Origin of the sequence: Pseudomonas sp. 10B238 (genome assembly GCF_000970615.1) — a bacterium.
Taxonomy (GTDB): domain Bacteria; phylum Pseudomonadota; class Gammaproteobacteria; order Pseudomonadales; family Pseudomonadaceae; genus Stutzerimonas.
This window is the reverse complement of the sequence record NZ_KQ033934.1, coordinates 95,661-108,889: the sequence shown is the minus strand read 5'-3', so window position 1 is coordinate 108,889 and position 13,229 is coordinate 95,661. Positions and strand designations below refer to the sequence as shown.

General features: G+C 61.9%; 15 protein-coding genes. 5 read left to right on the top strand and 10 right to left on the bottom strand.

Features of this window, described 5'->3' with window-relative positions; genetic code table 11:
• Positions 1-121 precede the first annotated feature (121 nt).
• Positions 122-313, top strand: coding sequence for a heavy-metal-associated domain-containing protein (locus RT21_RS13540; protein ID WP_045424518.1), 192 nt, complete (start codon positions 122-124; stop codon positions 311-313).
• Positions 314-357: 44 nt separating this feature from the next.
• Here RT21_RS13540 and RT21_RS13535 read toward each other — a convergent pair whose 3' ends face one another.
• A complete protein-coding gene (locus RT21_RS13535) occupies positions 358-987 on the bottom strand; it encodes a TetR family transcriptional regulator (protein WP_045424521.1) in 630 nt (209 codons plus the stop codon).
• Positions 988-1,194: 207 nt separating this feature from the next.
• Between RT21_RS13535 and RT21_RS13530 the strand changes: the two genes are divergently transcribed.
• Entirely contained in the window at positions 1,195-2,394 is a 1,200-nt protein-coding gene (locus tag RT21_RS13530; protein ID WP_046163140.1) for a Bcr/CflA family multidrug efflux MFS transporter, read from the top strand.
• Between the two features lie 24 nt (positions 2,395-2,418).
• Here the strand turns inward: RT21_RS13530 and RT21_RS13525 are convergent, their stop codons facing one another.
• Entirely contained in the window at positions 2,419-3,432 is a 1,014-nt protein-coding gene (locus tag RT21_RS13525; RefSeq protein ID WP_046163139.1) for a zinc-binding alcohol dehydrogenase family protein, read from the bottom strand.
• A gap of 106 nt (positions 3,433-3,538) precedes the next feature.
• Between RT21_RS13525 and RT21_RS13520 the strand changes: the two genes are divergently transcribed.
• Positions 3,539-4,459 (top strand): LysR family transcriptional regulator, encoded by a 921-nt coding sequence (locus tag RT21_RS13520; protein WP_046163138.1) that lies wholly within the window; start codon positions 3,539-3,541, stop codon positions 4,457-4,459.
• Between the two features lie 27 nt (positions 4,460-4,486).
• On the opposite strand, the gene RT21_RS13515 is transcribed toward RT21_RS13520, so the two are convergent.
• From RT21_RS13515 to RT21_RS13505, 3 genes are all read right to left on the bottom strand, one after another.
• Positions 4,487-5,437 carry an adenosine deaminase gene (locus RT21_RS13515; RefSeq protein ID WP_045424531.1) on the bottom strand — a complete coding sequence of 317 codons (951 nt, stop codon included), beginning with the start codon at positions 5,435-5,437 and terminating at the stop codon, positions 4,487-4,489.
• Positions 5,438-5,966: 529 nt separating this feature from the next.
• Entirely contained in the window at positions 5,967-6,248 is a 282-nt protein-coding gene (locus RT21_RS13510) for a hypothetical protein (protein ID WP_045424533.1), read from the bottom strand.
• A 151-nt stretch (positions 6,249-6,399) separates the two neighbouring features.
• On the bottom strand, positions 6,400-6,990 hold the full coding sequence (locus RT21_RS13505) for an IMPACT family protein (protein WP_045424534.1): 591 nt from the start codon (positions 6,988-6,990) through the stop codon (positions 6,400-6,402).
• Between the two features lie 202 nt (positions 6,991-7,192).
• Here RT21_RS13505 and RT21_RS13500 point away from each other — a divergent pair, with 202 nt between their 5' ends.
• Entirely contained in the window at positions 7,193-7,522 is a 330-nt protein-coding gene (locus RT21_RS13500) for a four-helix bundle copper-binding protein (RefSeq protein ID WP_046163137.1), read from the top strand.
• A gap of 51 nt (positions 7,523-7,573) precedes the next feature.
• Here the strand turns inward: RT21_RS13500 and RT21_RS13495 are convergent, their stop codons facing one another.
• Genes RT21_RS13495 through dksA form a run of 3 tightly spaced genes read right to left on the bottom strand, consistent with a single transcriptional unit; the run spans position 7,574 to position 9,834 of the window.
• Entirely contained in the window at positions 7,574-8,221 is a 648-nt protein-coding gene (locus RT21_RS13495; protein ID WP_046163136.1) for a DUF1826 domain-containing protein, read from the bottom strand.
• Positions 8,218-9,420: a zinc metallochaperone GTPase ZigA gene (zigA, locus tag RT21_RS13490; RefSeq protein WP_046163135.1), complete on the bottom strand. Its 1,203-nt coding sequence runs from the start codon at positions 9,418-9,420 to the stop codon at positions 8,218-8,220. Before zigA ends, RT21_RS13495 begins: the two co-directional genes overlap by 4 nt.
• A 9-nt stretch (positions 9,421-9,429) precedes the next feature.
• On the bottom strand, positions 9,430-9,834 hold the full coding sequence (gene dksA, locus RT21_RS13485) for an RNA polymerase-binding protein DksA (protein ID WP_046163134.1): 405 nt from the start codon (positions 9,832-9,834) through the stop codon (positions 9,430-9,432).
• A gap of 363 nt (positions 9,835-10,197) precedes the next feature.
• Here dksA and rutR point away from each other — a divergent pair, with 363 nt between their 5' ends.
• Positions 10,198-10,851 (top strand): HTH-type transcriptional regulator RutR, encoded by a 654-nt coding sequence (gene rutR / locus RT21_RS13480; RefSeq protein ID WP_256203892.1) that lies wholly within the window; start codon positions 10,198-10,200, stop codon positions 10,849-10,851.
• Positions 10,852-10,887: 36 nt separating this feature from the next.
• Here the strand turns inward: rutR and RT21_RS13475 are convergent, their stop codons facing one another.
• Positions 10,888-12,069, bottom strand: coding sequence for an MFS transporter (locus RT21_RS13475; protein ID WP_046163133.1), 1,182 nt, complete (start codon positions 12,067-12,069; stop codon positions 10,888-10,890).
• 92 nt (positions 12,070-12,161) lie between these two features.
• Entirely contained in the window at positions 12,162-13,151 is a 990-nt protein-coding gene (locus tag RT21_RS13470; protein ID WP_046163132.1) for a GlxA family transcriptional regulator, read from the bottom strand.
• Positions 13,152-13,229: the final 78 nt, after the last annotated feature.

Below are 13,229 nucleotides of genomic sequence, written 5' to 3'. Positions count from 1 at the left end.
TCAACCTTCACCTTATGGGAAGGTCAAGTCGAGTAACAGGTTGTCGCAGCCAGTCTATTGACCTTATCAGTATGGCAAGGTTGAGCATGCTGAAGTCGTCAATAAATGAGAGGAGCACCTGATGCAGACGTTCAACGTGACAGGCATGACTTGCGCGCATTGCCAGCGCGCCGTGACCCAGGCGATTCAGTCCCGAGATCCCAGTGCCAAGGTTGATGTCGATCTTGAGGCAGGAGTGGTGCGAGTGGAGGGTGGGCTGGACGAGGCGGCTATCCGCGAGGCCATTGAAGAAGAGGGCTATCAGGTTCAGTGATGCGATACGCGGCAGCCGGTGCTGCCGCGTTTTTATGCGATAGGTCAGTGGGCGACGGAACTGTCCCAGTCCTTGACCAGGCCACGGAACACCGGGTCGATCAGGGCGGCGCAATCCTTTTCCGGATCGAACAGGGTCGGGTCGCGGGTCCAGTCGCTGAACACACCGACGATCAGCGCGTGCAAGGTGCGCGCGGCCAGTTTTGGCGTGATGCCTGGATAGAGACTGTCGGCGGCACTCTCCAGCAGTTTCTCGCAGAGCTCGATAAACAGATTGATGAACGCGTGGTGGCGTTCTTCCGCTTCACGCAGTTCTTCCGTGAATTCGCAGCGGTGCAGGAGAATGGTCATCACGCGGCGCTTCTGCTCGTCCCGGCCTAGTGCACTGATGCCTTCGATGCAGAGTTCATGCAGCGCTCGCAACGGCTGCTGCTGGGTGCAACTGCAGAGTCGCTCGGCCATTTGCTCCGGCGGCAGGCGAACCTGGTTGAGCATTTCATGAAACAGATGCGCCTTGTTCTGGAAATGCCAATACACAGCGCCGCGAGTCACTCCGGCGTCACGGGCAATCTGATCCAGGCTGGTATGCGCCACACCCTTGTCGAGAAATAGCCGCTCGGCAGAGGCGAGCAGGGCGATACGGGTCTTTTCGGCGTCTTCTTTGGTTCTTCGCATGTGAGAGCTACGGCAGCCTGACGCTGCATTGATTAAGGCCTTGGCGGGCGGGCTATGCGGAGTTTGTCCTTCAACTTCTGCAACTTTGGATGTTTACAATCGTCTGTGTATGTAACAGCATCTGACCTTCTCTGTAAATGATCGATCTCTACCGCGGCTTCCCTGCGCGTTGACGCTTCGGCTTTTTCCGCTTCGCGAGTTCTCTCCATGCCCCTTCCGATTTTGCTCATCCTGGGTGCTCTTAGCGCCTTTGGCCCGCTGGCCATCGACTTCTATCTGCCAGCGTTTCCCTCGATTGCGCGCGCTTTTGCCACAGACGTGGAACACGTCCAGCTGTCGCTGGCGGCTTACTTCATCGGACTGGCCCTCGGTCAGCTGATCTACGGGCCCCTGGCGGATCGGTATGGCCGGCGCTGGCCGCTGCTGGTGGGTGTGACGCTATTTACTCTGGCGTCGCTGGCGTGCGCGTTCGCGCCGTCGCTGGACTGGCTGATCGCCGCGCGTTTCGTCCAGGCGCTGGGTGGCTGTGCAGGCATCGTGGTGACCCGCGCGGTTGTGCGGGACAGCTGCGATCCGGTCCAGGGCGCCAAAGTCTTTTCCCAACTGATGCTGGTGATGGGGCTGGCGCCGATCCTCGCACCACTGGCGGGTGGGCTGTTGATGAACGCCTTTGGCTGGCAGGCGATCTTCGTCTCGCTGACGATATTTAGTGCGCTGTGCGGCGTTGCGGTCGCGATGCGGCTGCCGGAGACCCTGCCGGCCGATGCGCCCAAACACGCTCTGAGCGGAACCTTCGGGCGCTACGTCGCCTTGTTTCGTGACGGCGAGTTCATCGCCTTCGCGCTCTCCGGCGGCGTAGCCATGGCGGGCATGTTCGCCTACATCGCCGGGTCGCCCTTCGTCTTCATCGAGCTTTATGGGGTTCCGGCCGAGCACTACGGATGGCTGTTCGGCAGCAATGCGGCTGGATTCATCCTCGTTTCGCAGATCAATGCACGGCTGTTGCGCTTGCGCGGTCCGGGTTTCTGGCTAAGGCGCCTGGTTTGGTTCTACTTCGCTTGCGGCGCGGCGCTGTTGGTAATCGCGCTGAGCGAGCCCGATGCGCTGTGGCCGCTGCTGATCCCCTTGTTCGCCGGGCTGGCGAGCCTTGGCAGCATCCTGCCCAACGCGACTGCTTGTGCCATGGCAAAGCAGGGCAAGCAGGCGGGGCTGGCGTCGGCCTTGATGGGCAGCATGCAGTTCTGCGTCGCTGCCTTTGCATCGGCAGCGGTGGGTTGGATGCATAACGGCACCGCGGTGCCGATGGCCCTGGCGATCACGGTGTGTGCTGGCCTGGCGGCGTGTCTGGCCTGGTACACCGGCCAGATCGCAATTTCGCAGCGCAGCCAGGAGTCCGCCTCGTCCTGAGGCGGCACACCAGCCGACCAGGGGTCAGAAGCCTTCGAGGACGACCTTGCCCTTGGCTTTGCCGCTTTCGATAAAGCCATGGGCGCGACGCAGGTTCTCGGCGTTGATCGTGCCGTAATGCTCACCCAGCGTGGTTTTGAGCACACCGCTGTCGATCAGCTCGGCGACCCGGTTGAGCAACTCGTGCTGGGCGATCATGTCCGGCGTCTGGTACAGCGAACGGGTGTACATGAACTCCCAGTGCAGCGACAGGCTCTTGCGCTTTAGCAGGCTGATGTCGAGGCTTGCCGGATCATCGATCAAGGCCAGGCGCCCTTGAGGCTGCAACGCCTCGACGATCTGCGCCAGATGCACGTCGGTGTGGGTCAGGCTGGCAACGTGGGTGACGTCGGCGATGCCCACGCGTTGCAGCTCGGCGGCCAGTGGCTGGCTGTGATTGATCACTTCATGAGCGCCCAGCTCTCGCACCCAGTCCTGGGTTTCGCTGCGCGAGGCCGTGCCGATTACCTTCAGTCCGGTCAGCTGGCGCGCCAGCTGCGTCATGATCGAACCGACACCTCCTGCTGCACCGACAATGAGTAGACGCTGGTCACGCTCATCTTTGCTTTCGCTGATTTGCAAACGTTCGAACAGCAGTTCCCAGGCGGTAATCGACGTCAGCGGCAGCGCCGCTGCAGCCGCGAAATCCAGTGTTGCGGGCTTACGGCCGACGATGCGCTCGTCTACCCGATGCAGCTCGCTGTTGGCGCCGGGGCGGTCCAGCGCGCCGGCATAGAACACCTCATCGCCGGGCTGGAAGAGGGTGACTTCGCTGCCTACCGCGCGCACCACGCCGGCGACATCCCAGCCGAGCACCTGATATTGACCGGCTTCCGGCTGCACGCGCATGCGGATCTTGGTATCCACCGGGTTCACCGAAATGGCCCGGACCTCGACCAGCAGGTCGCGCGGACCGGGTGTGGGATCAGGCAGTTCGATGTCGATCAGTGAATTCACGTCGTCGACTGGCAGTGATTGTTGGTAGCCGATGGCTTTCATCGTGGGTCTCCTCTAGAGATGGGCATTGAATACCGCCATGTTCGGCTTTCGCGCTGCGATGAAAAACCGCATATTTCGCAGAGACTCTTTCAACGGAATATTGAAAATGCTGCGTAGCGATGACCTACAGGTATTCGTGCTGACCGCTGAACTGGGGAGCCTGTCGGCCGCTGCTCGGCAGCTGGAATTGTCGCCGGCCGTGGCCAGTGCGGCGCTCAAGCGACTGGAAGCGCAATTGGGTTGCCGCTTGCTGGTGCGTTCGACCCGGAGCCTGAGGCTGACGGGCGAAGGCGAGCTCTATTTGCCCCATGCGCGTTCGGCCTTGCAGAGCCTGGTCGAGGGTCAACAACTGCTTGCGGGCGGTAAAGCGACTATCAGTGGCACGCTGCAGCTGTCAGCGCCGTCAGATTTCGGCCGCAATGTACTGCTGCCCTGGCTGGACGAGTTCCAGCTGCAGCACCCGCTCTTGAGCCTTCGACTATTATTGGCGGATCGCAATGCCGACCTGTTTCGGCAGCCTGTCGATATCGCGCTGCGCTATGGCCAGCCGGAAGATTCCAGCCTGGTGGCGGTCCCGGTGGCGGCGGCCAATCGGCGCGTGCTCTGCGCTTCGCCGGGCTACCTGGCGGCAAATGGATCGCCGCGCACGCTGGCCGATCTCGCCGACCATAATTGTCTGCGATTCATGTTGGCCGGGCGGGTGCATGAGCGCTGGTGCTTTCTCGACGACCGCCGCCGCGAGCTGGAGCAGCTGGTGAGCGGTGATCGCGTCAGCGACGATGCCGATGTGGTGCGCCGCTGGGCGCTGGCCGGGCGGGGCGTGGTGTATAAATCCTGGCTGGACATCGCTCAGGATGTGCAGTTGGGGCGACTGGTGGTGCTGTTGCCGGAGCTGCTGGGCGAGCCGACGCCGCTGAACCTGATCTGTGCCCATCGTGCTCATTTGGGCGAACGGGTGCGGCTGTTGCGTGAACACCTGGTTGAGCGATGCCAGCGGCTGATCCAGCTGGCGCCGTTCGCCCCTTGACGGGCCGCGCACGGCGGCCCTTATCGATCACTTGGCCAGGCGGGCGTCTAGGCTGTTCTGTGCCAGCCGGCGCGCCTGGTCCTCGGTCATGCCCAGGCTTTCATGCAGTGCCATGAAGTTCTCGGTGACGTAGCCGCCGAAGTAGGCCGGGTCGTCGGAGTTCACCGTCACCTTCACGCCCTGTTCCAGCATCTGCAGGATGTTGTGTTGGCTCATGTCGTCGAACACGCAGAGCTTGGTATTCGACAGCGGGCAGACCGTAAGCGGAATCTGCTCGGCGATCAGCCGCTCGATCAATTTCGGGTCCTCGGATGCGCGCACGCCGTGGTCGATGCGGCTGACCTTGAGCAGGTCCAGCGCTTCCCAGATGTATTCCGGCGGGCCTTCTTCGCCGGCATGGGCCACGGCGAGGAAACCCTCAGCGCGGGCCTTGGCGAAGACGCGCTCGAACTTGCTCGGTGGATGTCCCATTTCGGAACTGTCCAGGCCAACCGCGAAGAAGGCATCACGGAAAGGCATCGCCTGTTCCAGCGTCTTGAAGGCTTCCTCTTCCGGCAGATGACGCAGGAAGCTCAAGATCAGCCCGCTGCTGATGCCGAGCAGCTCGCGGCCATCGGCCAGCGCGCCGCTGATACCGCGCATCGCGACCTCGAACGGGATGCCGCGGTCCGTGTGGGTCTGCGGATCGTAGAAGGGCTCGGTGTGCACGACGTTCTGCTCTTCGCACTTCTGCAGGTAGGCCCAGGTCAGGTCATAGAAGTCCTGCTCGGTGCGCAGCACATCGGCGCCGGCGTAATAAAGATCGAGGAACTCTTGTAGGTTGCCGAAGTTATAGGCGCTGCGCAGCGCGTCGACGTTATCCCAGGGGAGGGCGATCTTGTTGCGTTCAGCCAGGCGAAACAACAGCTCGGGTTCGAGCGAGCCTTCGAGGTGTAGATGAAGCTCGGCTTTCGGTAGGGCGTTTAGCCAGTCGTACATGAGAAATTCCCCGTCTGGAAAAGGCGCATTTAATCACGTGGGCTGGATTGACCCCAGGGTCAGATTGGCCGCTTATGGATCGATCTCGCCGCGTCGCACCTTCAGTTCGATCACGTGCCGTTGGGGCTGTGCAAAAAATGAGCAAGGTCGTCGAAGCGAGAGCGGGCGCGGTTAAGCGCGCTCAGCCCAACGGTTATCCACAATCTTGTCCACCTGTTCTGCGGATAACAAAACAGATGGGTGGTGGCGACGTGAGATCATCTGTCCAAGCTGATTTGAAGCGTAAAAAATGCTTGATAATCAACGGTTTTTCGCATCTCGACGGGCTGCTAAAGCGTTTCGGTTAAAAAATGAACGAAGGTGCCCAGGCCGCGTCGCCGTTGGGCTTGCCGCATTGTTCCCAGTGTTATCCACAATGTGATGCACACGAACGGTGGACAACCTGCGGACGAAAAAAAGCCACGCTTGCCTGGGGCAGCGTGGCTTTCGAGTGCAGACGCGCCGATAAGGCGCACGCCTCTACTATCTGTCAGTTCTGAGTGGGGGCGGGAACGCGTGGCTCCACTGGTTCACCAACGTCCGGCTCGTCGTCGTCGGGCATGGTGACATCGACATCAGGCACTGTGACGGTCTTTTCCTTGGTGCCTACGTCCACTTCTGGCGCATCCACGTCATATTCCGGCATGTTGCCGCCTTCGACTTCAACGTCTGGAAGCGAGCCTTCTTCGGTTTTTTCGACGTCGCAGCCTGCCATCCCTAGGGTGGTGAGCAGTACGGCGCCGGGGATCAGCCACTTATATTTGCTTTTCATTCATCAGACTCCTGTTTCGCAGCGGAATGCGTGTCTCGGCACTTCCACTCGTTTGTGTTGGGGCACGTACGCATGAATGCGCCGACCCAACGGCAAGTGCCGCTGTTATAGGGACTTCTCTGATATCGCGCAGTTCAACGGGGAACGATGCTCAAGGGTCAAGCGGGTGCAGTTCCGAGCGGCCACGGCTGATGTCGGACAGCAGTTTCTGCACCTGTGGTTGTTGCGCTGCGGGGAAGGCCAGCTGCAGCTCAGCGCCTTCCGCGTCGAAGGTTTCGCTGTCGATCAATGCGTCAAAGTCGCTCAGGCGCGACTTGAGCAGCGCCAGCTCGGCAAAGCGGCAATGACAGCTGCAGCGAACCCGGGCGACCAGCTCGACGCGCTCGCCAGCCTGCAGGCATTTCGCCGCTGAGCCGCCGTAAGCACGCGCCAGGCCGCCGGTTCCCAGCTGGATGCCGCCGAACCAGCGAATCACTACCACCACCACCTGGTCGCACTCCTGCCCTTCGATCGCGGTCAGCATGGGTCGCCCGGCCGTTCCGCCGGGCTCGCCGTCATCACTGAATCGGTACTGATTGCCAACCTTCCACGCCCAGCAGTTATGCGTGGCGCTGGCGTCGCTAACCGCCTGGATGAACGCCTGAGCCTCCTCGGCACTGGACACGGGCGCAGCCTTGGCGAGGAAGCGGCTCTTGCGGATGGTTTCTTGATATTCGCAAGGTGCGGCGAGGGTGGAGGTCATGTGCATCGCGGAACTGGCAAAGGGATCGAGAATTGTAGCGATGACCGCAGTCGAGCGGGGACCCGATGCGCAACGCGCTGTGGGGTGAATGGACCATTGGGTCGATCAAACTGAACTTCGAGCGGTGTACCCGGCACGAACTGTATGAAGGGGGCGATTCGCTCTCACCCATTTCGCGAACATCGACCTTGGAGGAACCCCAATGCTTAATTCCAAGTACGAGGCTTGCATTCAGGCCTGTTCCAACTGCGCCATCGTATGCGAAACCTGCGCCGCATCCTGCCTGCGCGAAGACGACGTCAAGATGATGGCTCGCTGCATCGAGCTCGACCGCGACTGCGCCGACCTTTGCGCACTCGCAGCCACGCTGATGGCACGCGACAGCAAGTTGGCCAAAGAGATGTGCCGTATCTGTGCTCAGGCCTGCCGCGAGTGCGCCGAAGAGTGCGGTAGCCATCAGATGGACCACTGCCAAGCCTGCGCCGAAGCCTGCCGCAAGTGCGCCGAAGAGTGTGAAAAGATGGCTGCCTGATCCGAATGAGCCACATGTCAAGGGCCGATTAGCGCAGCTGTCGGCCCCTTTTTATGCCAGCCAATCAAGCGTTAGGATCAGCCGCTTGTTTGCCGGAGAGGTCAGCGGTGACCGGTGGATGATGCCGGCGCCTTCGTTGCCGGCCCATTTCTCGCCTTTGAAGAGCGCGACCTCACCTGCTAGCAGTTGCTGAATGTCTCGGCTGTCATGCGGTTCAGCAGCCGGCTCGCCCAGACGGTGACGCGGCATGGCACCTTCGTGCAACCACTCGCTACCGGGGCCGGCATAGGTGGTGATCAACCGCAGCGGCACGTGATCGACATGGAAGCGCGGGCACATGGGCTTGTTCAGCATGCGCAGGCGCACCCCGATGCGCCGTGCTTCAAGCAGGCACGCGAAGGCGCTGACAAGCCACGCTACATCGGCGACGAATTCGCTGTGACCGGTTATGCCACGGTAGGCTGCCGCCAACGATGGCATCGATACGGTGCCGCTTGCGTCTGGCTCGACGGTCAGCGATTCGGACAAGGGCTCGTCCAGCGCCAGCAGCGCCCCGGCGAAGTGGGCGATTGGAGACGGTAACTGACGCTGCCAGGCCGCGAGGTTGACACCATCGATCAGCGCATCGGCGAGCACGGCAGGCGTGTCGCCAAACACCTGCTGCGGTGATCCCCAGGCCAACTGTCTCGCCAGCGTCATGCGACCTCCTCGAGCCAGGTAGCAAAGGGATCGTCCATGCGCAACCAGTGCTCGGGGCCAAGGTTCCATTCGTAGTCGCTGAGCAGGCAGGTGTCGAGTTCTGCGCGCAGGCGGTGAAAGTCGATGTTCTGGCCGATGAACACCAACTCCTGTCGGCAATCACCGCATTCATCGGTCCATTTTTGCTGGATCGCGGCGCGTGACGCTTCGTCTTCCGGCCACTGGGCCTCGGGTGTAAAGCGCCACCAGCGCCCCGCATAGTCGTAGCGCATCAGGCCGCCGGCCTGGGACCAGCTGCCGGCTTCCTGCGGACGACTGGCCAACCAGAAATAACCCTTCGAGCGAAGCAGGCGCCCGTTGGTCCATTCGCGGTTAAGGAAGTTGTGAAAGCGCTGCGGATGGAATGGGCGCCGCGCGAGGTAGGCGGTCGAGGCAATGCCATATTCCTCGGTCTCGGGGACGTGCTCGCCGCGCATTTCCTTGAGCCAGCCCGGCGCCTGGGCGGCCCGCTCGAAATCGAAGCGGCCGGTATCGAGGATCTTTGCCAGCGCCACATTGCCCATGCTCATGGGCAGGATTTCGGCATGGGTGTTCAGGCGGCCCAGGATCGCCATAAGCTCCTCGCGCTCGGCGCTGGAGATCAGATCGATTTTGCTGATGAGGATGACATCAGCGAACTCCACCTGCTCAATCAGCAGCTCAGTGATGGAGCGCTCATCGTCCTCACTCAGTGTTTCGCCGCGGCTTGCCAGGCTTTCGGCTTCGTGGAAGTCGCGCAGGAAATTGACCCCGTCGACTACCGTGACCATGGTGTCCAGACGTGCAAGGTCGGCGAGGCTCTGACCCTGTTCATCGCGAAAGGTGAAGGTCTCGGCCACCGGCAGCGGCTCGGAAATGCCGGTGGATTCGATCAGCAGGTAATCGAAGCGACCCTCGCGGGCGAGCTTGCCGACCTCTTCGAGCAGGTCCTCGCGCAGGGTGCAGCAGATGCAACCGTTGCTCATCTCGACCAGCTTCTCTTCGGCGCGATTGAGGCTGACGTCGCGCTGGACTTCGGCGCCGTCGATGTTGATCTCGCTCATGTCGTTGACGATGACCGCGACGCAGCGACCTTCACGGTTCTTCAGGATGTGATTGAGCAGCGTGCTTTTGCCGGCGCCGAGGAAGCCGGACAGCACAGTGACGGGGAGGCGGTTCATTGCGATCTCTCAGGCGGTTCGTTGGTGTTTTTCACGCTCTTCCTGGCGCTCTTTGGCTTCGATGCTCAGCGTCGTAGTTGGGCGCAGCAGCAAGCGTTTCAGGCCAATGGGCTCGCCGGTTTCGGCGCACCAGCCGTAGTCGCCCCGGGCCAGGCTATCGAGGGAGTCGTCGATCTTGTCGAGTAGCTTCTTTTCTCTTTCCAACAGCCGCAGCTGCCACTGGCGCTGTTCTTCGGTGGTGCCGACGTCGGACGGATCGCTACTGGGCTCGTAGTGGCGCAGCAGCTGAAATTCCTCGGCAATGCGCGCCTGCAGCTCCGTGCGTTGGCGCAGCAGCAGGTCACGAAAGAAACTTTGCTGAGCCTCGTTCATATAGGCGTCGGCAGGGAGGGCGAGGAGTTCGGCTTCGGTCATGGCAGGTGCACAGCGGATTTGATGCGATAGTTATAACATAACATTCTCTTTGCGGTGCAACATGAGTCGGTGCCCATGCGGCCAGCTAGAAATCGGTTGATTGAGCCCAGCGTTTGAAACAGGCGCAGGACAGAATGTGAGTCGGCCTGAAAGGCTGCCTTGCGATCCGTGATAGCCAGATCAGTCCATGCGCTGCTCTGACGCTGCGCCCGTTGCAACGATAAGGTCGACCGTCGGCATTCCTGCGCGCATGCTTCGCCTCGCGCTACAGTAGCGGCCCGTTTGAGCCCGACCGGTAGCGATGTGACAAACCAGACCCCCGTACCACCACGCCGACGCCTTACCGCCAGCAAGACCGCCAAGATAAAAGGCTCGGCACGCGAGCCCAGCGCCAGCGCAGTCGACCGCCGTTCACGCATGATCGAAAGCAAGCGTGAAACCGTCATCGATGCCGCACTCGGCCTTTTCTCCCGCTTTGGCTTGTATGGCACCAGCCTCGATCAGATTGCCACCGCGGCCGACGTCTCCAAGACCAATCTGCTGTATTACTTCGACAGCAAAGAAGAGCTCTATGTCAGCGTCTTGCGGCAGTTGCTGGAAGTCTGGCTGCAGCCGTTGCAGACATTCGCTGCGGACCAGGACCCGATCGAAGCGATAAAGGGCTACCTGCGCGTCAAGCTGGAGCTTTCCCGTGATTATCCTGCCGAGTCGCGGTTGTTCTGCATGGAAGTCATGCAGGGCGCGCCGCTGATACTTGCAGAGTTGGAACAGCCTTTGCGCGAGCTCGTCGAGAGCAAGGTCGCGGTCATCCAGGGCTGGATAGACGCCGGGAAACTGGCCCCGGTCGAGCCCCGTCACCTGATCTTCTCGCTGTGGGCCACGACGCAGCACTACGCCGACTTCCGCGTGCAGATCGAGGCAGTTACAGGCAAGACGCTGGACGATCCGGTGTTTTTTGAAGAAGCGCTGACGAGTTTGCAAGCGCTGATACTCAATGGGATTCGGCCGCGCAGCTAGCGCACCTTGCTTATATGCAGCGACCGCAGGCTCCTCTCACGCTGGCTGCCGTTGCCGATAGGCCTCGGCGAGCTGCACCAGCAGTACCAGCGCGACGATCGGCAGCATGCCGATGTTCACCGCGGCCCACCCCGCCTGCGCAATCAATGCACCCGAGGCGAATGACATCACGGCGGCGACACTGCCGTTGCAGAGTTCCATCAAGCCCTGTGCCCGCGCTCGTTCCTGCGGCCCGTGCCCCTGCCCCAGCTGCGTGGTGCCGGCCACCAGCATCAGATTCCAGCCGATACCGAGCAGGCAACTGCTGATCAGAAAATGCAGATGGCTGACACCGAGCAGGGCGACCAGCGCGCTCGCGATAAGCAATCCGCCGCCCAGGCAGGCCACCATCCTGCTACCCAGCCTGTCCACCAGCGGCCCGGCGATGAACGCCGGCAGGAACATGCCCAGCATGTGCCACTGGATCACCTGGCCACTAAACTGCAGGTTCATGCCTTCGCCGTGCATTGCCAGGGGCGTTGCGTTCATCACAAGAATCATCAGCCCGTGCCCAGCAGCGGTGGTCAACACGGCAGCTCTCACCACTGGCCTGGCAATAAGGTCGCGCCAGGACACCGCGGAGGAGGCTGCCGGTACGGGTGCGCTAGCTTGGCTGCTCTTTAATCCCGCCAGGACGAAGAATCCCACCGCAGCCAGTGCTGCAATCATCAGATAGGCGCCGGCAAAGGGCACGGATACCAGGCCGCGTGCGGCGTCGCCAAGGGCGGGTGCCGCCAGCGCAGCGACCACGCCGCCGCCGATCACACATCCTGTGGCTCGGCCTCTTAAGGCTTCACTCACCGCCTCCATGGCTGCGAACCGGTAATACATTGCTGACGCCTGATAAGCGCCGATGGGCAGTGCGCCGAGGCAGAGCAGGGTGAAGCTGTCCAGCCAGAGCGACAGTGCGCTTGTCAGACCGCCGAGCACGCCGGCCAGGGTGCCAACGAGAAAGCCTAACGTGCGGCCGCGGCGCTGCATCAACCACGCAATAGGCTGCAGAGCGAGCAGGCCGCCAAGCATCAGCAGTGCAAGCGGCAGGGTCGCCAGGTCCGCAACGGGTGCCAGATGCAAGCCGACAATGGAGGTCAGGATGATGCCGGTCATCGAGCATGACCAGAACAGCGCCTGGGCAATGAACAGGCGCAGTACCTGGCTGTTGCTGAACAGTAGAAGCATGGAGTTGGTCCTTGTCATGAAAAGCGGGCACAGCGGCGCCTGGCAGTGAGCCGGATTGTCGTAAGCGATAAGTTGAGAGCAGGGAGGGCGCGCTAGCCGAAGCGCTGGAAGAAATCCCGGGGACTGACTGCAAGGTGCTTCTGGAAGCTGCGCCTGAGGTTTTCCGGGTGGCCGAATCCGGTCAGCCGGGCCACCGTCGCGATCGATGCCTGGGCATCGAGCAGCAGGTTGCGGGCAGCCTCGAGCCGTACGCGTTCGACGTACTGCCCAGGGCCCATGCCAACCTCCAGGTTGAACAGTCGGCACAGGGTCCGTGGCGTGATGTGCGCCTGCTCGGCCAACGCCTCGATTGACAGGTCTTCGCCCAGGTGTCCGGGAATCCACTCGAGCAGTTCGGCGAGGCGGGCCACGCTACCGGTCGGCGCGGCCAGCATCGGGCTGAACTGGGTCTGCCCGCCTGGCCTGCGCAGAAACATCACCAGTCGTTGCGCCACTCTGAGGGCCAGCGCGCGCCCAAGGTCTGCCTCGACCAGCGCCAGTGCCAGGTCGATGCCCGCCGTGACGCCGGCCGAGCTGAACAGGTGAGCGGACTCCCGATCCGTCGGGTCGTAGGTATGCAGCCGGTCGCCTTGTACCTCGATGGTGCTGTATTCACTTAAGGCGGCAAGGTCCGCCCAGTGAGTGGTCGCCTTGCGGCCATCCAATAGCCCGGCCTCGGCCAGAATCAGCGCGCCAGAACATACCGAGCCCAGACGGCGTATCTGCGGTTCGGCACCGCGAAGCCAGCCCAGTAGCGAGCGGTTGTGCATCTGCACCTGTACGCCACTGCCTCCCGGAACCAACAGCGTGTCCAATCCCGCGGGATCCATGCTGCCCCACGGGGCATCTGCAACCAGCTTGAACCCCGCGGAAGTGGCAAAGGGACCGGCCTGTTCGCCAATCAACAGCAGCGCATAGTGGGCAGCCAACCCCTGTCGTTGGCGCTCGACGTTGGCCGATGCAAACACCTGCATCGGCCCGGTCACGTCCAGGCTCATGACGTCGGGGTAAACCAGGCAGGCAATGGTGCGAGTGGCGTCCATGGTGCACCTCTCAGGAAGATGCCTGCAGTCTGCTGCTGTCACGGTCGTGTCGCAATGACAAGGACCCCACGGATCTTG

Bases quoted from the DNA above. Each gene is read 5' to 3' on its own strand.
- RT21_RS13540 (WP_045424518.1), top strand. From the start codon at position 122: ATGCAGACGTTCAACGTGACAGGCATGACTTGCGCGCATTGCCAGCGC.
- RT21_RS13535 (WP_045424521.1), bottom strand. From the start codon at position 987: ATGCGAAGAACCAAAGAAGACGCCGAAAAGACCCGTATCGCCCTGCTC.
- RT21_RS13530 (WP_046163140.1), top strand. From the start codon at position 1,195: ATGCCCCTTCCGATTTTGCTCATCCTGGGTGCTCTTAGCGCCTTTGGC.
- RT21_RS13525 (WP_046163139.1), bottom strand. From the start codon at position 3,432: ATGAAAGCCATCGGCTACCAACAATCACTGCCAGTCGACGACGTGAAT.
- RT21_RS13520 (WP_046163138.1), top strand. From the start codon at position 3,539: ATGCTGCGTAGCGATGACCTACAGGTATTCGTGCTGACCGCTGAACTG.
- RT21_RS13515 (WP_045424531.1), bottom strand. From the start codon at position 5,437: ATGTACGACTGGCTAAACGCCCTACCGAAAGCCGAGCTTCATCTACAC.
- RT21_RS13510 (WP_045424533.1), bottom strand. From the start codon at position 6,248: ATGAAAAGCAAATATAAGTGGCTGATCCCCGGCGCCGTACTGCTCACC.
- RT21_RS13505 (WP_045424534.1), bottom strand. From the start codon at position 6,990: ATGACCTCCACCCTCGCCGCACCTTGCGAATATCAAGAAACCATCCGC.
- RT21_RS13500 (WP_046163137.1), top strand. From the start codon at position 7,193: ATGCTTAATTCCAAGTACGAGGCTTGCATTCAGGCCTGTTCCAACTGC.
- RT21_RS13495 (WP_046163136.1), bottom strand. From the start codon at position 8,221: ATGACGCTGGCGAGACAGTTGGCCTGGGGATCACCGCAGCAGGTGTTT.
- zigA (WP_046163135.1), bottom strand. From the start codon at position 9,420: ATGAACCGCCTCCCCGTCACTGTGCTGTCCGGCTTCCTCGGCGCCGGC.
- dksA (WP_046163134.1), bottom strand. From the start codon at position 9,834: ATGACCGAAGCCGAACTCCTCGCCCTCCCTGCCGACGCCTATATGAAC.
- RT21_RS13475 (WP_046163133.1), bottom strand. From the start codon at position 12,069: ATGCTTCTACTGTTCAGCAACAGCCAGGTACTGCGCCTGTTCATTGCC.
- RT21_RS13470 (WP_046163132.1), bottom strand. From the start codon at position 13,151: ATGGACGCCACTCGCACCATTGCCTGCCTGGTTTACCCCGACGTCATG.